This is a genomic window from Marinilabilia rubra (assembly GCF_003121985.1).
GTDB lineage: Bacteria > Bacteroidota > Bacteroidia > Bacteroidales > Marinilabiliaceae > Marinilabilia > Marinilabilia rubra.
In genome coordinates, this window is the sequence record NZ_QEWP01000003.1 from 361,628 (window position 1) to 384,587 (window position 22,960).

Annotated in this window: 12 protein-coding genes; 6 read left to right on the forward strand and 6 right to left on the reverse strand. The window is 43.8% G+C overall.

All coding sequences use genetic code 11. The features are described 5' to 3' along the window. Positions 1 to 127 precede the first annotated feature (127 nt). Together thiH and DDZ16_RS05990 are read left to right on the forward strand one after the other, a co-directional pair. Positions 128 to 1,240 (forward strand): 2-iminoacetate synthase ThiH, encoded by a 1,113-nt coding sequence (gene thiH / locus DDZ16_RS05985; RefSeq protein ID WP_109263518.1) that lies wholly within the window; start codon positions 128 to 130, stop codon positions 1,238 to 1,240. Next, positions 1,241 to 1,954, forward strand: coding sequence for a HesA/MoeB/ThiF family protein (locus DDZ16_RS05990; protein ID WP_198416679.1), 714 nt, complete (start codon positions 1,241 to 1,243; stop codon positions 1,952 to 1,954). A gap of 185 nt (positions 1,955 to 2,139) precedes the next feature. Here DDZ16_RS05990 and DDZ16_RS05995 read toward each other — a convergent pair whose 3' ends face one another. From DDZ16_RS05995 to DDZ16_RS06010, 4 genes are all read right to left on the reverse strand, one after another. Then, positions 2,140 to 2,538 carry a response regulator gene (locus DDZ16_RS05995; RefSeq protein ID WP_146192200.1) on the reverse strand — a complete coding sequence of 133 codons (399 nt, stop codon included), beginning with the start codon at positions 2,536 to 2,538 and terminating at the stop codon, positions 2,140 to 2,142. Positions 2,539 to 2,637: 99 nt separating this feature from the next. Beyond that, positions 2,638 to 4,581, reverse strand: a complete 1,944-nt coding sequence (locus DDZ16_RS06000) for a response regulator (protein ID WP_109263521.1) — start codon at positions 4,579 to 4,581, stop codon at positions 2,638 to 2,640. Positions 4,582 to 4,687: 106 nt separating this feature from the next. Further along, on the reverse strand, positions 4,688 to 5,329 hold the full coding sequence (locus tag DDZ16_RS06005) for a response regulator (RefSeq protein ID WP_109263522.1): 642 nt from the start codon (positions 5,327 to 5,329) through the stop codon (positions 4,688 to 4,690). Further along, entirely contained in the window at positions 5,304 to 7,523 is a 2,220-nt protein-coding gene (locus tag DDZ16_RS06010; protein WP_109263523.1) for a PAS domain-containing sensor histidine kinase, read from the reverse strand. Before DDZ16_RS06010 ends, DDZ16_RS06005 begins: the two co-directional genes overlap by 26 nt. Before the next feature lie 1,118 nt (positions 7,524 to 8,641). Here DDZ16_RS06010 and DDZ16_RS06020 point away from each other — a divergent pair. The 3 genes from DDZ16_RS06020 to DDZ16_RS06035 all read left to right on the forward strand — a co-directional run bounded on the left by DDZ16_RS06020 (position 8,642) and on the right by DDZ16_RS06035 (position 15,153). Further along, positions 8,642 to 9,811, forward strand: a complete 1,170-nt coding sequence (locus tag DDZ16_RS06020) for an ATP-binding protein (protein WP_109263525.1) — start codon at positions 8,642 to 8,644, stop codon at positions 9,809 to 9,811. Positions 9,812 to 10,482: 671 nt separating this feature from the next. Continuing rightward, positions 10,483 to 13,998, forward strand: coding sequence for a hypothetical protein (locus tag DDZ16_RS06030; RefSeq protein WP_109263527.1), 3,516 nt, complete (start codon positions 10,483 to 10,485; stop codon positions 13,996 to 13,998). Positions 13,999 to 14,664: 666 nt separating this feature from the next. Then, positions 14,665 to 15,153, forward strand: a complete 489-nt coding sequence (locus tag DDZ16_RS06035; protein WP_109263528.1) for a DUF7004 family protein — start codon at positions 14,665 to 14,667, stop codon at positions 15,151 to 15,153. 815 nt (positions 15,154 to 15,968) lie between these two features. Here the strand turns inward: DDZ16_RS06035 and DDZ16_RS06040 are convergent. Continuing rightward, positions 15,969 to 16,487 (reverse strand): hypothetical protein, encoded by a 519-nt coding sequence (locus DDZ16_RS06040; protein WP_109263529.1) that lies wholly within the window; start codon positions 16,485 to 16,487, stop codon positions 15,969 to 15,971. Between the two features lie 1,391 nt (positions 16,488 to 17,878). Between DDZ16_RS06040 and DDZ16_RS06050 the strand changes: the two genes are divergently transcribed. Beyond that, positions 17,879 to 18,571, forward strand: a complete 693-nt coding sequence (locus DDZ16_RS06050) for a hypothetical protein (protein WP_109263530.1) — start codon at positions 17,879 to 17,881, stop codon at positions 18,569 to 18,571. A 438-nt stretch (positions 18,572 to 19,009) separates the two neighbouring features. Here the strand turns inward: DDZ16_RS06050 and DDZ16_RS06055 are convergent, their stop codons facing one another. Next, the gene (locus DDZ16_RS06055) at positions 19,010 to 22,411 is read right to left on the reverse strand and encodes a DEAD/DEAH box helicase family protein (protein ID WP_109263531.1); all 3,402 of its coding nucleotides are present in this window, start codon (positions 22,409 to 22,411) and stop codon (positions 19,010 to 19,012) included. Between the last annotated feature and the right edge of the window lie 549 nt (positions 22,412 to 22,960).

Below are 22,960 nucleotides of genomic sequence, written 5' to 3' on the forward strand. Positions count from 1 at the left end.
AGAGGGGTTTAGGCAGAAGTGTTAGTGAACCATTTAAGGTTTCCCTGGTGATACCGGAAAATTGGTTTAACCGTGGAGGACACGGAGAAACGCAGAGGATTTTCAAACAATACCGAACAACAAACAGATGAGTTTTTACGACGAAATAAAAAAATACAACTGGGAAGAGATCACAACCCGGATTTACAAAAAGACCGCCGACGACGTAAAACGCGCCCTCGGTAAGGATAAGTTGACCATAAACGATTTTCAGGCCTTGATCTCACCTGCTGCCAAACCATATCTGGAACTGATGGCACAGAAAAGTATGCAGCTCACTCAAAAGCGATTTGGGAAGACCATCCAGTTTTACGTGCCTATGTATGTTTCCAATGCCTGCACCAACAGCTGTGTCTATTGTGGTTTCAATCTCAACAACCAGTTTGACAAAACCATTCTGACCAAACAGCAGGTGCTGGCTGAAGCCCGAAAATTGCGCGAAGAAGGTTTTGAGCATCTTCTCCTGGTATCGGGCGAATCAAGCAAAGACTGTGGGGTTGAATACTTCGAAGAAATGATGGCAGCCCTGTCGGATAAATTCTCATTAATTTCCATTGAAATTCAACCGCTCAAAACGGAGGAGTACAAAAGGCTAACAAAGCACGGACTGAACACCGTCTATGTGTATCAGGAAACTTATAACGAAAGCAATTATAGAAAATACCATCCGGCAGGGAAGAAATCTAATTACCAATATCGCTTAGAAACACCTGACCGACTAGGAGAGGCCGGGGTTCATAAAGTAGGACTGGGATGCCTGATTGGCCTTGAAGACTGGAGAGTAGATTCTTTCTTCACGGCCCTGCATCTGCAATATCTCGAAAACAAATACTGGAGAACCAAATACTCGATCTCCTTCCCACGCCTGAGACCACACCTGGGCACTTTCGAACCCAACTACAAAACAAGTCATCGCGATCTGCTGCAAATCATCTGTGCTTATCGACTCTTTAACGAACATGTGGAGTTGTCTCTCTCCACCCGCGAGGAGCCTAAGTTCAGAGACAATATGTTGAAACTGGGGGTTACCGCTTACAGTGCGGGCTCAAAGACCAATCCCGGTGGTTACTCGGGAAACGAAGAAACCACGGAGCAATTTTCGGTACACGACGACCGCTCCCCGGCCGAAATCGCATCGGTCATCAAAGAACAGGGCTATGAAGTAGTGTGGAAGGATTGGGACAGCTATATGCAGAAATAAATGAAAAAGATGAACCAGCAACAGCAAGAACGATACAACCGGCACATCATTCTTCCACAGATTGGAGAAGCCGGTCAGCAAAAACTTCTCAACGCCAAAGTACTGGTAGTGGGTGCCGGGGGACTGGGATCGCCCGTTTTGCAGTACCTTGCAGCTGCAGGCGTTGGCACCATTGGCATAGTTGACGACGACGAAGTAAGCCTGTCAAATCTTCAACGCCAAATTCTTTACCGGGAAGATCAGGTTGGTCTACCGAAAGTGGAGATGGCTAAAGAAACCCTGCAAAAGCTAAACTCCGATATAGACATCCCCACCTTCCCCTTTATACTTGACGAATCCAATGCGGAAGAAATTGTCTCGCAATTCGACATTGTGGTGGGGGCCACTGATAATTTCCACTCCCGCCAATGCATCGATGCAGAGACCCGAAAGCAGCGAAAACCCTTCGTCCATGCTTCCATCGGAGAGTTTGAAGGCCAACTGTCTGTTTTCAATTACCAGGGAGGCCCCTCATACAGCGATTTGTTTTCCGAAACCCCGGATGAGAAAAATTTGCCACTCGGTGTAATGGGTGTATTGCCCGGAATATTAGGCAGCATGCAAGCAGGCGAAGTCATCAAGATTATTCTTGGGGAGGGCGAAGTTTTATCGGGGAAATTACTGGTATATAATGCTATGGAGGCGTCGGTGAATGTATTGGATTTTGGAGGCTAGGGTTAGAAGGTAGAGGTTAGAGGCTGGAGGTTAGAGGTTAGAGGCTGGAAGATAGAGGTTAGAGGTTAGAGGCTGGAAGATAGAAGATGGAGGGTGAATACTGGAAGGTAGAGGTTAGAGGTCAGAAGTTAGAAGATGGAGGGTAAATCCTGGACGCCAGAGAATTGGAAGCGTTGCCGGACAGACTACTCACCACAAAAATCCGATAAATATTTAATCAATTCTTCTCCGTCACTTGCTTTATCAAAAAATCGATAAGCTCCAAGCCGGCGACAGACGCTTTTCATACCCGCATTCATAGAAAATACCAAAACCTTGACCGGCAAATTCTCGTTCCGGATTTTTTTAAGCACATCTGTTCCGTTGCCATCAGGCAGCTTTAAATCCAGAATCACAACATCGGGCATTTGACTATCCAGAGCTTCCAGACTTTCGGCAAGGGTGGAAGTCCATTTTAAAGAGCCGATATTATCAAGCTTATTTAACTTCTGACTGATCCACGATCCTATCCGGGCATCGTCTTCAATCAGTAATATATTGTGCTGGCAGATCATAACATCATAAAAATCGTTCGACTTCTGCATAGTTACCTCCTTCTTCGTTTGGTTCAAATAAGCAAAATGCTTAATTACACCAGATTCTTTGCTTAAAAAGTGCTGATTAAAACCTGGCAATCAAATTATTCAGGTTAGGAGTTTAAGCATAACGGCAATCAGATCCTCCTGCTTTACCGGCTTGGCCAGAAAATCATTACAGCCTGACTGAAGCGCGAAAGCTTTCTCATTGTTTAACACAAATGCAGAATGCGCAATGATGGGGACATCCTTGTTCTTTTCCCTGATCTTTTGGGTGGCCTTAAAACCGTCCATTACAGGCATACTCAGGTCCATGATTATAAGGTCAATTTGGTGACCGTTTAAGCCCATTTTTACTGCCTGCGCACCATTTAAGGCGTGCAGGACTTTGCACCCTTTCTTTTTTAAAACTGCTTCGAGGTAGAGGTAGTTGGATTCAGCATCTTCAACAATCAGAATGGTTTTATCTTTTAGATCTTTTTCAGAAAGGGGGTCCTTAGAAGGTGGTATTTCTTTTTTCGATAAGCCTGGCAAAATAAACCTAAACACAGAACCCTCACCGTATTGGGAAGCAACCTCAACATCACCACCCATAGCCATAGCCCTGTTCTTTGCCAATGTCAATCCCAGACCGTTGCCATCTATTGCTTCTTTTATGGTGTCCTCAGTTTTATGAAACGGTTTGAAAATCTTCCCTATTTCACTTTTCTCAATTCCAATACCGGTATCAGATACAGTTATGGCCAGATTGTCTCCTTCAACGGAAGCATCGAGCTTAACAGAGCCTTCAGAGGTAAACTTGAATGCGTTACTCATTAACTGACTGATTATCTGCCTGAAGTACTCCCGGTCAGTTTCGACTTGATAGTCTTCAAGGTGAGGGGAATAAGCCCAGGAAAGATTAACTTCCCCGGCAGCAAATAATGACCGGGCTTCCTTCTCTAAGGCCACCAGTTCGTCAATGATTTTAAACCGGTCGCTGTTCAGATCCGGCCGGCAAGCCTGAATTTTAGACATTTCCACAATGTCAGTAACGGTCTCAATCAACCGGTCACTGCTTTGACGCATGATGCCAAGAATTTCCATTCTTTGATCCATGGGCAACTGATCGTCTGCCAATAAGTCTAAAAACCCAACAATCCCATTCAGGGGTGTTCGTATTTCATGACTGATATTGTGAAGAAACTGCGTTTTCAATCGGTCGGCTTCTTCGGCTTTTCTTTTGGCATCGATCAACTCTTTTTCGTATTGTTTGCGGTCGGCGATATTCCGCACACTGCTGAGGATAGCCGGTTGGTCATCAAAGTCAATCTTTTTTGCAAAAACCTCAACAGGAATTCTTTCTCCTGACTTTGATATATTGACCGCTTCAAACAACATACTATTCCCCTTCATTAGTTGATGTAGCAGGTTTTCTTTCTGCTCCTGATCCTCCTTCGAAATGACTTGCGACAAATTCATCGCTTCCAACTCATCCTTAGAGTAACCAAGTCTTTGGCAAGCTTTGGAGTTCACTCTCAGAAAGCGTCCGTCAAAATCATTCACCATCACCGCATCGGGCACTTCTTCAAAGAGCGTTTCAAATTTTTGGGCTTCCTGCCGGGTTTTTTGTTCAGCCTCCTGTTTCTCTGCGATGATATTATTTAATTCCCGGGTTTTTTCCAACAGAGCTTTTTCGGTAGCAACCTGTTCCCGGTTATCTGTAACTACATCCAGAAAATAATTTTTGAAGTTAAACACGATGGACTGGGAGGTTTTCAGAACCGGTATTAAACAGCGGCCTTTGTGGCGAATATTGGTCCTCGAAACATGGGTTTTCCCAACTTCCGGAAAAGAAAAGTCATCTCCTTCAATGCTGGTGAAAATATCGGAGCAATGTACTTGTTTTAGATTGGAGTTTCCGGTCATCTTCTTTGCCAGAGTATTGGCAAAATAAATCTCCCGATTCATGTCGATCAGAAAAACCCCATATGGCAGGGCATCCATAAAAGAGAAAAACTCCTTTTTGGCCCTTTCAATATTGAGCTGTACAACGTTCTTCAAATCTTTCATCACCAATTCCTTTTTGATACGGCACAAAGGTGATGACAATCAAAAAGTGGTGAAATAGGAATATTGCGTAAATGAAGTGAGTGATTTGCTTAAGGATTCCTAAATCCTACTCACCAAGTGATGTAAGCCCGGTTTTGATGGCGTATTTGGTCAAATCGGGAATGGTAAACAATTGCAGTTTGTCCATAATGTTTTTACGATGGGCATCAACGGTTTTGGAGCTGAGAAACAGAAGGTCCCCAATTTCTTTTGAGGACTTTCCCTCGGCGATGAGCTGAAGAATCTCTTTCTCCCGGTTACTAAGCTCAATTTCTGTCTCTTCGCCGGGTGATATTAATTCCTGAAGAATGGTTGCCGAAATATCGTGACTGATGTACTTTTTATTGGCCGCTACTGTCTGAATGGCCTTGATAAGTTCATCCGAGTCGGAATCTTTCAGCAGATAACCATAAGCACCCGCTTTAAACATGCCCAGAATAAACCGTTTATTGGAATGCATGGAGAGTCCAATGACCTTTATCTCGGGATTGGTCTGAGTAATTTGCCTGGTGGCTTCCACTCCGTTCAGCTCTTTCATGCCCACGTCCATAATGACCACATCAGGATTCAGTTTCTCACACAATTTTATGGCCTCCCGCCCATTGGTTGCTTCACCAACCACTTCCATGGCCACATTTTTTTCTATGACGTTGCGCAGTCCGTCGCGGAGGATTTTATGGTCATCAGCCAGTAATATTTTTATTGCCATCAGCATCTGAATTTATAGCAAAAGGTAGTAAAAATTCTACTGTTGTACCACTGCCTGGCTTTGAATCAAGCGTGAATTGTCCGCCCATATTCTCGATGCGTTCTTGTACGGCAAACAGGCCAAAGCTCTTTCCTCTTTCTTGTTTGGCTTTCAAATAAGTCACATCAAAGCCCCTCCCGTTGTCACGAATGACAATATTCACGCCTCCGTTTTTATTCTGAAACAAAACATTCACTTCAGTTGCCCGGGCATGCTTAATGATGTTGTAAATGACCTCCTGAACTGAACGGTAAACCAGAATCAAGTCGGTTTCGGGCAAATCTGTTTTCTCAAAGTCAGTTTGAAAATCAATTGCCAGATCGTGTTCCCTTTCGGTTTTTTCGATGAGCCAGTACATCGTTTCCACAAGGCCCAGCTCATAAAGAATGGGCGGACTTAAATCGTAGGTGATGTTTCTGGAGTTTTCAAGAGCATCGGAAATGTGATTCTTTATGGACTCCAATTTCTGAGTATCAGATTTCGTTGAGGGATCCATAATCAAATCATTCAGTTTCATTTTGGAAATCACCAGAGACTGACTCAGGTGGTCGTGGATATTGCCGGCAATTTCCTTGCGTTGTTTTTCTTCAATCAGCGTTAGTTCGGTAGTCAATTGTTTCAGAGAAGTCTGATTTTTTTCTATCTCTCTTTCCCGGTTAATTCGTTCGGTGACATCATGCAAAATGACATGAATAGCCTTGTCTTCTTCCATTAAAAACCCCGACCTGTGGACTTCAACATCTGTTGCCTCTCCTTCCAGGTTAACGATTTTTTCTTCAAAATAGGGAATCTTTTCACCCAGTTCACGGACAGCATAGATTCTATCCTTTATTTTTTCATGACACCCCGGGTGAAAAACATCATAAGGGGTTTTACCGATGACTTCCTTCATGTTTTGGGCCTTCATAAGATACAGAAAGGCCTTGTTGGCCAAAACAATTTTATCATTCAAATTAATGAAGATGGCATCAGGCGAGTTCATAAACAGGTTTCGGTAGCGCTGCTCGCTATGAATCAACTGATGTTCCGCCTGCTTTTGTTTGGTTACATCCAAAACCGTTGAGATCATCAGGTTTTGTTCAAACAAGGGAATATTTTGTGCATCCACTCTTCTTTTGACCCCGTCTTGGGTTGTAATTTCAACATTTCCCCACCGCATTTTTTCCGGGTCCCGGCTTCCAATGTCATTCAATATCCGTTCCTTTATATGATGACGATAATTGGGATCGGGGTACACTTTCTCAAAGAAAACCGCCTGATCAGTCAAAACTTCTCCGGGCCATCCGTAAATATTTTGAAATTGCTGATTGATGTAAGTTACCTCGCCTGCTCCGTCTAACTTATTAACAGCTACACCCAGTGGAATATTATCAAGGATGGTTCTTATATACGTGTTTTGCGTTCGAAGTTCAGCCACGCTGCTTTGAATGGCTTGAAGCATGGAATTAATCGCCCGCCCCAGAATAAGGGTATCCGTGGTGTTCTTCAGATAGTTTTGTTCCTCTTCATGGTTAATCCCATTTTTGTAATCTCTTTTTTCAAACTCAAGCACCCGGCTCTGGAGCTTTTCAATAGGGACCGTAATTCGTTTGATCAGCTTGCCTGAAGCGTTAAAAATGACCACAGCGACCAGCAGTAAAAAAAGAATTAATCCAAGGGAGCTAAGATCCTGAAGTTTCTCAAAACGTGCCATGGCGTTTTCCGAAATCTCAAAGGTTTTATCGATAATGCCCTGCGAAACGACCTGGTTTTGTGTCACCAGCCTCTCCTGTTTTTCGGTTAGAAGGTGCATTTGGTCAATCGGGAAATCCTTACCCAAGTCACCCCTTGTTTCCATTAGCTCTTTAAACCTCGCCTCAAGGACTGCAAGATCTTCTCTTAATACATTGTAGTCGGGGTTGTTTTGATTTATCAGTTCCTTTACCTGGTTGTTTTTGATTTCCCATTGCTGATAAATTCTCTCGTAGTGAAAAACCGGCCACTCACTGGTGAGTAAAACCAATGCAGCCACTTCGTGCGCTATTTGATCCGACACCGCCTTGGTTTGAAGCTCCTTATTCTGCACCCGATCTAAAATCAACTGGCCGGCAATGGCCAATCCCAGCAAAGCAGTGATCAATAAAGAATAGCGGAATAATAATTTTCGTATCGTCATAATGACTTATTTTATGAGCGTTACCATTTGGGGAGAAACCTCCCGCTTAGGGCTGCGGGCTGTCAGATTGAGGTAATTGGGAATATTTTAAACGGATGTCTTTCTTTTTTTGGGGATGCATATGGCCTACCATTACAACTGTCAAAACGATGAGCAATAAAGCAGTGATGATTAACCACGATTTTCGCATATTCCTTTCTTTTGTAATGAGGACAGATAAAGGGAGCAAAAAACCGGCAAGGGTCTTCAGCAGAATCCGGTTAAATTTTCCTTCCTGTAAAACAAACCAGAGGGCTACATAGTGTTTGTCTATAAAGTCCAACTTCTGCGTTGTTGCTCAAAATCTAAATCCTCATCCCGATTGTGCTTTTTGTTGGTTTTTTGTTCAAAAAACCTTGCAAAAGCTACTTCGGGACTGCGGTTTAGATTTTTCACACGCCTTGAATTTGAACTTTCTAGTTCAAACACGTGAAAAACGCTTAGTTTATGGACAGAGACTACATAGTTTTTAATCAATTAATGTACGGTATTTTTTCATTTCCTCAAAAATATAACAGATGGTTGGCATTCCGGAAATAATCAAGTCTTTCTACCGATATGCCGTCCCTCCGGGACTTTAACAATAGGGGGTTCAATCTTAGGATTTTACATTGAGCCGAAAAAAAGAGGCCCGTCAGGGCTGAAATATGGGTAGAAAAGAATGTATAAAGAAGACCGTTAAGTCCCGAAGGGATGGGACTACCTGCTCCATGCTCTATGCCCAAACCTTTCCTGCCCTTACAGGGCGAAAAATATCCATCCCTTATTCATAAACCCAAGGCGATGCCGTTGGGCTAAGATAATTTGGGCTTTCAGCCCGAGGATACCAGGTTCTATGCCCTCTCTCCCCTCTGTGCCTCTCTGTGGTTTTAATCATTAACCGGCAACACCGGTTGATTGGTTTTTACCACAGAGGTCGCAGAGGAGCGCAGAGAAGGATTTTTTAGAGCTTGTTAGTGCTTTTTATGCCAGGAGGCAACACCAAATTAAACGAATTGCACTGTTCGTTGAGCAATTTAAAAATAATTTGTTGATTCTACTGTGCATTTTATATCTTTACAAAAACAGATTTTAAAAATATGAGAACACTATACCAAAAATTTGAAACGCTTTTGCAAAATACGACCACAGACTTTAAGCGTTATTTGTACGAAAAGGTCTCTTGGGAAAGCCGTATGGTCGGAATAATTGGCGCTCGTGGTGTTGGAAAAACAACAATGATTTTGCAACATATCAAAGAAAACCTGGATACTAAAAAAGCGCTATATATTTCAGCTGATGATATTTACTTTGGTAAAAACAGGCTTATTGATTTGGCAGACGAATTCTATAAAAATGCCGGAGAATATTTATTTATTGATGAGATTCACAAATACGCAGACTGGTCTCGCGAATTAAAGAACATTTACGATTCATTCCCTACACTGAAAGTTGTATTCACAGGGTCTTCAGTTCTGGACATCCTTAAAGGCTCTTCAGATTTAAGTCGCCGTGCAATAATTTATAAGCTTCAGGGTCTTTCATTCCGGGAATATTTGAAGTTCTTTCATAATTACGATGTAGCTGTTTATTCGCTAAAACAAATAATTGATAATGAAGTAAAACTCCCGGACATAAAACATCCGCTCCCTTTATTTAATGACTATCTAACTTACGGTTATTATCCTTTCGGAATAGAAAGTGAAATGAATTTAAGACTGGGACAAATCATTGTCCAAACTTTGGAGACAGACATTCCTCAATATGCCAATTTTAATGTAAGCACTGGTCACAAATTAAAAAGGTTATTATCAATTATCGCTGAGAGTGTTCCCTTTAAACCCAATTTCTCTAAAATAGCAGAACTAATTAATGTGAGTCGGAACTCTCTGGACGATTATTTTTCATACATGGAAAAAGCAGGACTTATAGCCCGGTTAAGAAATGAAACAAGTGGCATTCGCGGATTAGGGAAAGTTGATAAAGTATATTTAGATAACACAAATATCATATTTAATCTTGTGGGAGATCAATCCAACTTAGGAAATTTAAGGGAAACCTTTTTCTTCAATCAAATGCGGGTGAAAAATAAAGTTATCTCCTCAAAGAACGCAGATTTTGTTGTTGATGACTACACATTTGAGGTAGGTGGAAAGAACAAGAAACAAAATCAAATAGAGAAAGACGGAAAATCATTTGTGGTAAAAGATGATATTGAATTTGGTTACTTAAATGTTATACCTCTTTGGGCATTTGGATTGAATTATTAAGAAAAAGACTATTTTCAGGAGACATTTTGACATTGCAGACCTTCGACCTCTGGAGGAGACGGAGTTTTTCTTTGCTCTCTGGGCCTCTCTGTGCCCCTCTATGGTTTTAATCATTAACCGGCAACACCGGTTGATTGGTTTTTACCACAGAGGTCGCAGTGGAGGGCAGAGAAGGTTTTTTTAGAATTCTTTTTTGTGCCTAAAGCAATATCCCGTACCTACGGCACTCACGATGTATTTCCACGGGGTTTTCTACCAATATGGCGTCCCTCCGGGACTTTAACAATAGGGGTTTCAATCTTAGGAGTTTATACTTTGATCCGAAAAAAAGAGGCCCGTCAGGGCTGAAATATTCGTAGAAAAGGATGTATAAAGAAGACAGTTAAGTCCCGAAGGGATGGGACTACCTGCTCCATGCTCTATGCCCAAACCTTACCTGCCCTTACAGGGCGAAAAATATCCATCCCTTATTCATAAACCCAAGGCGATGCCGTTGGGCTAAGATAATTTGGGCTTTCAGCCCGAGGACACCAGGTTCTATGCCCTCTCTCCCATGCATCCTGTCCTTCTCAAAAATTTCTCCTTTTTCTTTCAAAATCCCTGTTTCGATACAACTAAATACTACCCTAAATTCCAACCTAAAAACAAATTGCATCACAAAAAACCAGACTATGAGACTAAAGATTACCTTGCTACTGCTTGTGCTGGCATCGGCCACGTTTGCACAAACACAGAAAGTAAACATCAAAGGATTTGGAGAGATTTCAGCCACAAAGAAAGCTGACAACCAGTACGAATTAGACTTGAACAAATACGGCAACTTTATTGCCACCGGAACCCTCGATCCTTTGGCTGTTAAAATTGAAACTACAATTGAAAACCTTCGGGAATTTCCCGGATACAAGCTTTATGAAAAACTGGACCTCCAGGAGATAGAGCTGAATATCGGGCAAAACGGCTTAACGATTGATGCCAGCCTGGATACCAAAAAGAATTTCGGGGATCTTTGCAAAATGCTCAAAATCCCCAATCCCCAAATGGGTGTGAGCATCGCCGTAAGCAAGACAAAGTTTAAACTGGAAGGGGAACTGGATTTTGAAGACGACCCCATCATCATTAATGTGGTGCCCGATTTCTCCCGCTTCACACTCGAAAATTTGGGCGTGGAGGCTACCGCAGAAGCAGGAGAAGGCAATGCCGAATTGAGCCTGGGCTTTGCCGTTCAAACCCGCTGGAAGCCTACCCAATGGGATCCCGATATTCAGTCGGTCACCGAGTTTTCATACAACCTTACCACCAACGAATTATCAGCGGCTGCCTCTATGACTGATACCTGGAGCAACCCCATGCTCCTGAGCGAACTATTGAAGCCTAATTCGGTAGAATTCAGCAACGTGGCTGCAGCCCTCGACTGGCCGGTAGGTGCCCCGGCTCCTTCAGGATTTGGATTCACCGTGGGAAAAGCCAAATTTTTCGACCTGGAATTCGGAGCCTTTCTTGCCATGACCCCTACCGACAAGAAGATTGCTATTCAGGCCGAAAGAAACCAGATTACAATGAATGACTTTTCACGCATTCTGCGCAACGGTTTCGGACTGAAAGTGCCTGATTTATTCCCCGACAATGTATACATAAAAGATGTAGTAATTCTATACTCGCCCACAGGTGGTGAAGTAGGAGAATTTGAGGTTCAGCAGGGGTTCATCCTTAAGGGAAAAGCCAATATTCTGGATGCAGCAACCGCTCAAATCCATTATTTTGCCAACCTTGAAGAGGGCTTCTTCATGGATTACAGAATTGAAGCAGACCTGAAAGAGGCGTTAATGAAAGAACTCAGGAAAGTGAAGCCTCTAGAACCTGTCATGGACAAAGTCCTGAGCACTTTCCAGCTGCGCAAAGTACACACCCATCTTGAAGCCGGCATGGACCTGGATATGTCGGGTAGTACTGCCGTGGCATTCGATGTTTTTGGGAAAAGCCACTCTTTTGATATGCAAGCCACTTTAAAACCCAAAGACATTATTGATGCGATCATCAGCAAGGTGAAGGAACAAGGTAAGGTTATGGAAATAGCCGGAAAAATTGCAGGTACCGTTGGCGATGCATCGCAAAAAGCTTATGGCATTGCCAGCAATGCTTTTAATAATGCCCGTAAAGAATTGGGAACCGTAGCCCGTCACACACATGGGAAAGAGGCGGCAAAGAGTGTTGGAAGTCTCATCACAAATGCGGTTAAAAACGGAGACATTAGCTGGGAAAATAAAAGCAAGACCAAATGTGATGAAGAGTGTGTGCCCAATCTGGCCCGCAACATGGCTCGTCCAATGCTGGAGGGAAACAACGACGCGGTTCTCTCCTTTTACCGCGATGTTTATCCTGAGTTGACCCTAATCGAAGGAAGCAGCCCTGCAGAAACTTTGAATCTCAGAAAAGATCTGATTTGGGATAAATGGAACAAACTAACCGAAAAGATTGATGAAGACTGGAAAAGTATTATTTATGACAAAACATACATCAGGTTTTATATCAAGCCAAGCAGCGCAACCAACGGCGGCAAGATATACAGGCGTCTGATACGTGAACAAAGAACCGAACACCAAAAATTCCGGAAGTTCCTTTTCCAAAAAATGATGACCGATAAAAGCACTCTGCCCTCCTGGGTGTTTTATGAAGCTTCGGCAGGATCGGGCGAGTTCTATAAAATGAATTTGGATGGAAGCCTGGGAACCAAATTTGCATCTACTGATGGTTGGAGAACTACCTGGTCGGAAATCGAATATTACTCTGCCAATGGCCAGAACCTGGTGTTGTTCTACGATCAAGCCAACGGTGGAGTCGCCGAGATGTACAAAGTAAAAGATGATGGCACTTTGGGTGGAAGGATTGCGTCAACAAGCAGCTGGCTCTCTACATGGTCTGATATTGAACACTACCGTGCCGGTGACAAAGACATGTTGCTGTTTTACCAACAAGCCGATGGTGGCATGGGAGCAATGTATGAACTTAAAGCCAATGGTACCTTAGGCAAAAGGGTAGCCATGACCAAAGGGTGGAAAGGCACCTGGTCAGACATTGAATATTACAGCGCCAAAGGAAAAGATTTTATGCTTTTTTACGAACAGGCCAATGGCGGAGCTGCCGAAATGTACAGCATCAATTCGAATGGCACCCTGGGTGGCAGAGTTGCTGCTACTAAAGGATGGAGGTCCACATGGTCGGATATTGAATATTTCCAGATGGGTGGAAAAGATCTGATGCTCTTCTACGAAAAGAAGTCCGGCACCGGAGAGGTCTATGAAATCACCCCCAATGGCGGAGTGGGATCAAGAGTAATGTCCTTTAACAACTGGGATAAATCCTGGAACGATATTGAGCCGGGTAACCTCAACTCCATCGACCAACAAATTAGCTGGTTGAAAAACAATTGGAGATCGCTCAGTGCCAAAATGAGTCTTTCCTCACTTTTATTTTATGAAAATACATCCGGAACAGGCGTTTTACATGGCGTTAACTCAAATGGAAGTCTGGGCGCTCAAATAACCGAAACCGATGGATGGAGAAAGACCTGGTCGGAGGTTGAATATTACAAGGCCGGAGGTAAGGATATGATCTTATTCTACCAACAAAAGGACGGCGGATATGCCGAAATGTATACGGTAGGTGCCTATGGGTCTTACGGTTCAAGAGTGGCTCAGACCAATGGATGGAAATCCACATGGACAGACATTGAATATTACCGGGCCGGAGGTAAGGATTTGATGCTGTTTTATGAACAAGCCGGAGGAGGGCGTGCCGAAATGTACCGGATAAATGCCGATGGTACCCTGGGTGGTAGAATAGCAACAACAAGTAGCTGGCTCTCTAAATGGTCGGATATTGAATACTACCGCGCCGGAGATAAAGACATGATGCTGTTTTACCAACAAGCCGATGGCGGTATGGGGGCGATGTTTGAATTGAAAGAAAATGGCACCCTGGGGAAAAGGGTAGCCATGACTAAAGGATGGAGAGCCACATGGTCGGACATTGAATATTACCGCGCCAACGGAAAGGATCTGATGCTGTTCTACGAACAAAAGACGGGCACAGCCGAAGTTTATGAGATTTCACCCAATGGCGGACTGGGAGGCAGAGTGATGCAGATGAAAGGCTGGCGAAAAACCTGGTCGGATATTGAAGCTTACTAGAAAAAGGGGGCCTTGCTTTTTGGTTTCATAATTGGTTTTATTAACATCCCTGACAGGGTTCTCGATCCTGTCAGGGATTTTTCTTTATTATCCCGTACCTACGGCACTCACGATGTATTTTCCCTGATCTTTCTACCGATATGCCGTCCCTCCGGGACTTTAAAAATAGGGGGTTCAATCTTAGGATTTTACATTGAGCCAAAGAAAAGAGGCCCGTTAGGGCTGAAATATTGGTAGAAAATGAGGTGAAACGAGGATAATTTAGTCCCGAAGGGATGGAAAATAATGATTAAGCAGGACGTGAATTGTCACGGAGGCTGGTAGCGAGGGAATTTTTTCTGCCCCTTCTGCGCCTCTGCAAGATGTCTTCTTTCTTTTAAGGGCCTATCGAGTGCTTATCAGCTATTCATCAGTATAAAATCAGACTTTAACTTTCAATAGCGTTTTTTATTAGAGATTGCTTTGGGGTGATGCCTTCGCAGTATCATCGCCCAAACAAAAATTGCAGGACGAAACAAAATCACTTCAATGCAAAATCCCGAACTTTCAGGAAAATAAACTACATTTGAGCTGTTCAACGTACCGAAAATCCACTTCATAATTCAACCTCCCGGCACAACAGGCCCCCCGTAATTCATTCCCCCCAATACAATGCTAAAAACAACTATGAGTAAACTGCTAAAACAACTGAAAAACAACCGAAAGATCGTTTATGACCAGCAACCCAATACCAGCAGACGCGTCTGGATAATAGAGGCTGACGGCACCAGAAAAGTACCTACCCCTCAGCAATGCCTTGCCGATCTTTTTAAAATTTCAAAAACCTATGTTGCGCACAAGGTGTATGATGACTTTGTGGAAATCTACAACCATACTTCGTACTCAAACCTGACAAGTGCTTTAAGCTTGATTGACACCATTACGCCTTCCTATTTGCATGGCGATCAGATGTTGGTGGAACAGTGGTTTTCGGTGATGTGTGCCGAAATTATCGCATCAGAGAACGAGAAAAATGCAGTTTCCTTAAAACGAAAAATACGACTTGCTATTTATCAGGTGTTGATCCTGCGGATGCCTGCTTCCAAAGCTGCCGGTTTCTGCAATGGCAAAACCGACTCAGATCTGGAAAGCACCTTGAACACCCTTGAATTTTAAACCCTTCCTTCATCACCTTTCTTTTGCTTATCCCTGAAATAGTATACCGTCAATAAAACGGACGCATTCTCAAATGCTCCCGAAGGACGAAGGGTATTCATGGAACCATTTTAATGAAAGTGCTCTGCCGGATATAGTTTGAGAGCAGTTAACAGGGTGACCCCCAAGATGGATTTATTTTTCTTCTTTGGGGTTTGTTGTTCCGGGAGTATTTTCCTCACACTATACCAACAGCAGACATAATGAGATCATTAGCATGCGATAATGACCTATGTAACCTTCGACGGGTACGCATAAGATTCTCGTGGGGTTGCCGTTGAGCTGCCATTTATTGGCCCTTCAGTAAGGAATATGTTGAATTATTTACATTCGACGCCTTCAGCGTCGCTTTACAATTACCTCGATATTCTATAAACATAGGAGACCTTCGGCCTCCGGGAGTAATCGCAAGCCCTCTCCCACCTTTCAACCATTCTACCGTCCAACCTTAACATCAGCTGCCCCGTCCTCTATGCCCTCCCTGCAGCTGAAAGATATTAGATGGTTAGATTTAAGATATTTAGATATCCTTCCACCCTTCTACCCTTCCATGCTCCATGCCCTATGAAAGATATTAGATAATTAGATCTAAGATTTTTAGATACCCTTCCACCTTCCCAACCTCTCACCCTTCCACCTTTCTACCATTTCCCCATTCTACCCTTCTCCCCCCCCGAAAGCCGTTACGGAAGATAACTCATTAAACTAAGAAAAGGCCGTCAGCAAACCTTTTTAGATTAACTGACGGCCTCTATAAAACGGGAAATTAGAATAACTTAGTTCTTCATCTTCCGATAGGTTTTTCTGGGAGCGTTCAAAGCTTCTTCCCTGAAAGAATAATACTCCTCTTCTTCCATCTCAATGGTTTTCACCAATTCACCTTCTTTATCAAGAATGCATACCGAATAATCACTCACTTTCTGAAGTTCCTCAGCACTTGCCAGGGCAGGGTCGATCAGTGGAGTTCCTTCTATAATGTAAGTGTATTCACCATAGATATAGGGAATGTAAAAATACTTGTACGTCAGCACACCATCGACCAATGCAACAGCACCGGGAGTACTTTCAATGGCATTGTCGATGGCTTCTTTCCCATCAGGACGACCAGTCGGGATTATAATAATTATTGATTTTGTGTCTTCACCTTCAATGCGCTCACCTCCACGCTCATAGGTAGGAAACTTAGAGAGTTCAACATTCTTGGATGAGATTAAGGTAAAATCCATTACCCTGTAGCTACAACTTGCAGCGATAAACACCAATGCCAATGACAGAATAATTCTACTTGTTTTCATTTGATTAAATTTTGAATAGTTAGATGTTATATTTAAAAATATTAAAATAGTTTTATATAATCGACCAGTAACATATTGAGATATAAATAATGGATTATTATACTTTAATTACACTCAAAAGTAACCTTTTTAATTTACAAAACATTATACAATCACTAGTTCTGATAAAAATAAGGATTATTTAGGGTCTGCTGAAAAAGTCAGCAGCCCTATTTTAATTGTATTTTTTATTGTCCTTTTTGGCATTGCCCCAAAAAGAACGAAATCCCGATTATGGTTTTTGTGAGTTTTTTCACAAAAACTTTACAAAACCTATATCGGGACTAGTCCGTTTAAACCTATCCGCCCGCGAAAGTCAAAATTTCCGGCCATAGCGCAAGGCCTTGAAAGTCGCCCATTTTGGCTTCCCGCTGTCCGCTGGCCCGGAAAACGAACAGGCCACCGCGCCGTTTAAATAGTAAAAGCCGTTCAGCCTAAAAACATTCTTTTGAACAGTAACATTTTGAATACTAATTACCGCGGGTGCAGACTTTTTGAAAGATTTACTTGAAGAACCTTGCACTTTGAATGTGATTATTAGCTATAATTAATTCATTATTAGTTCTTTATTTGTTTCTCAGCAAGCCCTATTTAAAAATTAATCATTATACTTCCTTATAACTTCTTTTTGAAATTTTGTAAAAGTTTTCACCCGGGGTTTTCTGCCGATATGTCGTCCCTCCGGGACTTTGGAGTTACGGGGTGTAATCTTACCAGCTATATTTCTTCAAATGGCAAGAGGCCCGTCAGGGCTGAAATATTGGTAGAAAAGGATGTGTAAAGAGGTCAGTTAAGTCCCGTAGGGATGGCATTGCCACAATTAAGAAAAGCCGGCTGATGCCCCCCGACTCCGAAGGCGGTCGTATAGGTCACTGAAAGTCCTGGCTTTACATACGACACCTTCAGCGTCGTTTATCTAATTCCCGAGAATTTCTATAGACATGGGAGACCTTCGGCCTCCTTGCTCCAGCCTCCATGCCCTATGAAAGACATCAGATGGTTAGATCTAAGATATTTAGATACCCTTCCACCTTCCCAACCTCTCACCCTTCCACCCTTTCACCCCCTTCATTTACGCATTCAACTACCTAATTAACCAATTGACTGACTGTCGCTTACAATTATCCCATTCATCAAAACACCCCGGTCGTTCACCAAAACAAAATTGACATTCACCCTCATCCGCGCTTAATTGCACAACGATAATTTTTAATTACTAACCAAAAAGAACCCGAAATGCCACTGGCCCATTTCCAAAATTATGCAACAGACATGGCTGAAGATATACAACCTCAGTCCTGTGGCGATGCGTCGCCGGGGGCTGAGGTTTCTTTTTTTAAAACTATTTAGTTATGTCGCAAAGACAAGATTACGAGGCTAAATTAGCCGAAGCACAGGCGTTGAAGAAGGAACAAATTCAATCGCCTTACATGACAATGAAGGAATTTTTCGAGGACACTGAATCACTCGCTGTAAAAGCCCTGGCTCATAAAGAAAAGCTTTTAGAGGCAGGCCTCCGGGAATCCATATTGGCCGATATGGAGGTGCTTAACAATGCCACTATTCATGCCGAATCCCAATGGGCGCAGGAACGACACGATCAGGAGGCGGCAGTGGAAGAGTGGAAGAAAAAATCACCGGCTGCCTACAAGTTTAGGGACTATCTCCTGAGTGCTGCCAGGTACGCCTTCCGTAAAGATGACAACAAACTTAAAACGGTAGCCTATATTGCCGAAGGCAGAACCAACGCGGATATGATTCAGGACCTGAGTGACCTGTCGGTAATGGGAAGTCAGAATCCTGAGGCTTTTGCCAAAATAGGTGTTGAGGCCTCGGAGTTCGAAAAAGCTTCTGCAATGTCGGAAGAAATGCTCAACCTCAGGGCCAAAGCTAACGGCACCTCGGAGATTAATGAAGAACGTGTGATTCGCGATCGTTTTTATACTCTGACCAAAGAGCTGGCAGATGAAGTGCGTGATTGTGCCCGGTTTGTTTTTCATGATGACCCCGACACTTTGGACGATTTTAATACCAGGTATAATTAGGGTTTTGTTTCAAAGTCTGTTGAAGACAGGAGTCCGGTATTTGCGCCGGGCTCTTTTTTTGTCCAGCAGTGCCGCCAATCAATATGCCTGATTGTCTCAAGCAGGAAGAGTGTTGTATGTCCCCGGGAGGGGTTGCAACCGGCAGGAAGCAAAGGTTCAAGCCCCTGAGGTGCATTGTTTGCAGCCTGAAGGGGGTGGACCTCAACCTCGAGGGGGTGTCAGCCGCCCGGAAGGGGTCTGCAGCCGGCCTGAGCCAATTTGTTGCCGCCCGGGAGGCCTTGCAAACGGCCTGAGGGCATTTGTAATCGCCCGGGAGCCAAATTGCATCCGCCCGGGAGGGGTTGCAAGGGCCCTGAGGCATATGTGGCCGGCAGGGAGGGGGATGTTGTGGGCCGGGAGGGGGTGTAAGGAGCAGGGAAGTGGAAAACCGCAGCTCAATCACCCAATCATAGCATTTTCATTAACTTCTTTAATTACCCGGATGATGTGATCCTGTTCTTCATCCTTTGGAAAGAGCTCAAAGAGACCATTATCGTCAGCATTTTTGAAGGAATAGGCCAGCTCGGGCAGCTCAAGGAAGCCGACCCGGGTAAAATGTTCGACAATCATTTTTACAAACTGAAGTTGATCTGCGCTCAAATTACCTGAGTCCATAAACTCCGAGAAAGCTTTTTGAGTGGCTTCCTGATCCATGCCAATGATGCTGCGAATAAATACTCCCAAGGGTTTGTTACCAAAAAAACGAATGTAGTCTTCCCTGGTACCAATATGAGAATCAATAAAAATGAGACGCTCCAGTTCGTCAAGTTCTTCGGGAGTAAGCGGGGTATTCTTTTTCAGTTTCTGAATGGTCAGGTGATCCTCATTTTCGCGAATATAGGTTTCCACCTTAAGTTTGTACGACTCACTTTTGGTGTATCCAATGGGCCCGTCTTTTACCACTTTTACTTCGATTATTTCGTCGGCAAAATCGGTATTGTAGGTCAATGCTTCTTCTTTGGGGAGATATTTTAGAAGATCTCTCAGACTTTTTCGGATGGATTCGAGTTTATTGTAAGATTTTTCGGTCCAGAAATTGTCGTTCTGAATGGCCTCAATCATGGGGCGTTGCCGGGCTACATCATTAATGTTAAGCAACCTCATCAGTTGTTTGCCAATCCCTCTTACCGTATCTTCATATCTGTCCTGGGTCGGCTTCTCTTCAATTACGGCCAGTTGAAAGTTTTGCATGAGCAAATCGAAACGTTTGGCCATTTCGTCTTTTTCAGGAATGTAAACAAGGGGAGCAATATGATTGAAAAGCTCAAAGATGGCTTTGTCATCCAGATGATTCCAAATTTCCCGCTTGTTGTAGGTTTCTACATATTTAAGCTCCATACGAACCCTGAAGTTCTCTTTATTCAAACTTTCCACACGCTTGAAACACCAATCCAGAAGCTGCTCTCTTTGCTCCTGATGGTAATCGTCATGATAGGGCTCTTCCCGAAAAGCTTCAGCAATCAGAATGGTGGTTTTAAAAATTTTAATGGTAAGGGACTCAGATCGTCCAGGTTTCCTGCCATCGGGATTGAGTTTGAAAAAATTAAAATTACGACAGAGGTCAAAAACATTAAAAAATTTCTTGTCTTTGCCCGGCGCAAACAGGTCTTCACACAACCTGGTACCCCGCCCAAGCATCTGCCAAAACTTGGATTTACTGTAAACCGGCTTAAATAGTACGAGGTTGACAATTTCGGGAACATCCACCCCTGTGTCGAGCATATCTACCGAAACTGCAATTTGGGGCTGCTTCTCTTTGATGGAAAAATCGTCCAGTAAATCCTGTGCATACTTCTCGTAATTATCAATGATGCGCAAAAATTTATTGCCGTATTCGGGGTACATCTTATTAAAACGCGCTTCAATAAATTCAGCATGCCGGTGACTATTGGCAAAAATGATGGTCTTTCCCAGCTTGTCTCCCCCCTCAACTTTCAGTCCATGGGTCATGAGGTAATCCAAAGCCTTATCGACAGTATCCTGATTGAATAACCAGTTGTTGATGGCACTGCTGTCTATCTCCTTGGGAAAGTACCCCGACTCATCCCGAAAGGTCTCTTCATACCGCTCTTTCTCCTCTTCACTTAAATCATCGTACTTAATGCCGCGGGTCATGAATCCCAGGTTCACTTCGAGGGGGACATGGGGTTTCAGATAATTTTCTTTAACCGCTTCGGCCAACTCGTAATCGAAAGTGGGAATGCCCGTTTCCTCTTCAAACAGTTCGTAGGTATCATGGTCGGCATCGTCCTTTGGTGTGGCCGTTAACCCCAGCATCAGGGCATCGAAATAGTGGAAGATGGCACCGTATTTCTGGTAAACCGACCGGTGGGCTTCATCGACAATGATAAGATCGAAATGTCCAACGGAATACAAGCGTTCGTCGCCCGACCGCACCCCGTCGATGCTGTTCATGATCGTGGGGTAAGTGGAAAAGACCAGGCGCGTATTGGGTTCTTCCTTCTCTTTGGTGAGATTAACGGACGACAAATGGGGCAAAAGTTTATTGAAATTCCGTTGGGCCTGTGTCACCAGAGCATTTCTGTCGGCCAGGAAGAGCACCCGTTCTATCCAACCGGATTTAAACAAAACATCTACAAAAGAGATGGCTGTACGTGTTTTACCGGTTCCGGTGGCCATTACCACCAGGGCTGCCCTGGAGCCGCCCCGGAGTCCGTCCGGGGTTTCTTTCACAAATTTGTCCAGCACACTGGCTATGGCCAGCTTTTGATAAGGCCGGTTGGTAATTTCATTGCTGATGGGTTGCTGTCGAGGATCAATCCTGTCCTTGCGGCGATGAACCAAAGCCTGAAGCTCATCCCGGGTATAAAAACCATGTACTTTGCGTGGCGGATAAAAACAGTCGTCCCACATTTCGGTATCAAACCCGTTGGTATAGTAAATAACGGGACGCTGACCAGTCATTTGCTCCAGACAATTGGCATACAGCTCGGCCTGCCGCTTGCCCTCGTTAATGTTTCGCGAAGCTTTCTTTGCCTCCACCACAGCTAAAGGCAGTCCGTTGTTGCCCCACAGAACATAATCGGCAAAACCTTTTCCGCTGGGATTTGCAGAAACGGGCATCCCCGTTACAGGATATTCCTTTGTATTAGTGGCATTGGGGTCCCATCCGGCTTCCTCGAGCATGGCATTGATGTACAATTCCCGGGTTTGTTGCTCCGAATATTGTTCGGGAGGCAGTTCGATGGGCTGATTTCGCTCCTTTCGCTCCTGTATCTCTGAAAGCTGGTCTTTTAGTTTCTCAATTTCCGATTCAGCCTCGAGCCGTTTCCTCCGCTCGTCTGCAGCCACCTCAATTTGTTGCGACAGCTGTTCCTCCATCTGTTTGAGTTCCCGGAGGCTTTTCTCTTTGGCACCCACTTTGGGGATAACGCTTTCATCAAAATCACCAATTTCAGGAGGAGTTTCGCTGTACATTTTGGCGGTCCAGCTTAAAAACCGGAAAAGAAACCGAACCGTGGCCATGCTTACTTTCCGGTCTGTTTTCCCATTATGAACGGCGTTGTTTCCCTGTTTACGGATGTACTCTATATTGCTGAAAACAGAAGGTGGAATAATTTCTCTGAAAGAAGGTTCGGCCATGCGGGCAGCCAGTTTGGTTTGGTAGGGTTGGTTGAGGTACTCTTCGTTTTCGTACAACCAGTTAACCGTGCTTTCCAGGCACAAACGCGCATAAAAAGCTGCCGTAACGGGTGCTGTAATGGCTGATTTTTCGGCTTCTATGGCCTGTTTCATAAGAGCAGGCCACTCGTCCCGGAGAAAGAGAAAGTTAGATGGCATCTAAGGTGCTTTTGTTTAAATCGATTTTAGTTCAACAAAATAGTAATTTTTGTCGTTTTTGGTGGAATGATGGGACGTAAAAATAGTTTAAACGCAGAGATGCAAAGGCGCAGATGTTTTATTGGGAGAGGTTGTAACCAATTTGCCACAAGATATAGACAATGGACAAACCATTGCATGCTCGTTTCCTTTGATTTATTTTTATATATTACGTTTCTGCCGCAGCTCCGCAGCTTTTCTTCTTTATTCATTAAATTCCTCTACCGTTCCTTCGCCGCTCTGCGGCTATAAATTACTGATTATTTGCAACTAAAACCGCGGAGCGGTGTCTTGAGCGGTAAAACTACCACCGCGAAAACCCCGATAAACCGCAGAGCGGTGACGGAGTTGTAACTAAACCATGGTAATACGATTTAAGCAGGATCACGCTATATGAACTACCGTTCCCTGGCCGGTCTGCGGCTATAAATTACTGGTTATTGCCAACTAAAACCGCGGAGCGGTGTCTCGAGCGGTAAAACTACCACCGCGAAAACCCCGATAAACCGC

Bases quoted from the DNA above. Each gene is read 5' to 3' on its own strand.
- thiH (WP_109263518.1), top strand. From the start codon at position 128: ATGAGTTTTTACGACGAAATAAAAAAATACAACTGGGAAGAGATCACA.
- DDZ16_RS05990 (WP_198416679.1), top strand. From the start codon at position 1,241: ATGAAAAAGATGAACCAGCAACAGCAAGAACGATACAACCGGCACATC.
- DDZ16_RS05995 (WP_146192200.1), bottom strand. From the start codon at position 2,538: ATGCAGAAGTCGAACGATTTTTATGATGTTATGATCTGCCAGCACAAT.
- DDZ16_RS06000 (WP_109263521.1), bottom strand. From the start codon at position 4,581: ATGAAAGATTTGAAGAACGTTGTACAGCTCAATATTGAAAGGGCCAAA.
- DDZ16_RS06005 (WP_109263522.1), bottom strand. From the start codon at position 5,329: ATGGCAATAAAAATATTACTGGCTGATGACCATAAAATCCTCCGCGAC.
- DDZ16_RS06010 (WP_109263523.1), bottom strand. From the start codon at position 7,523: ATGACGATACGAAAATTATTATTCCGCTATTCTTTATTGATCACTGCT.
- DDZ16_RS06020 (WP_109263525.1), top strand. From the start codon at position 8,642: ATGAGAACACTATACCAAAAATTTGAAACGCTTTTGCAAAATACGACC.
- DDZ16_RS06030 (WP_109263527.1), top strand. From the start codon at position 10,483: ATGAGACTAAAGATTACCTTGCTACTGCTTGTGCTGGCATCGGCCACG.
- DDZ16_RS06035 (WP_109263528.1), top strand. From the start codon at position 14,665: ATGAGTAAACTGCTAAAACAACTGAAAAACAACCGAAAGATCGTTTAT.
- DDZ16_RS06040 (WP_109263529.1), bottom strand. From the start codon at position 16,487: ATGAAAACAAGTAGAATTATTCTGTCATTGGCATTGGTGTTTATCGCT.
- DDZ16_RS06050 (WP_109263530.1), top strand. From the start codon at position 17,879: ATGTCGCAAAGACAAGATTACGAGGCTAAATTAGCCGAAGCACAGGCG.
- DDZ16_RS06055 (WP_109263531.1), bottom strand. From the start codon at position 22,411: ATGCCATCTAACTTTCTCTTTCTCCGGGACGAGTGGCCTGCTCTTATG.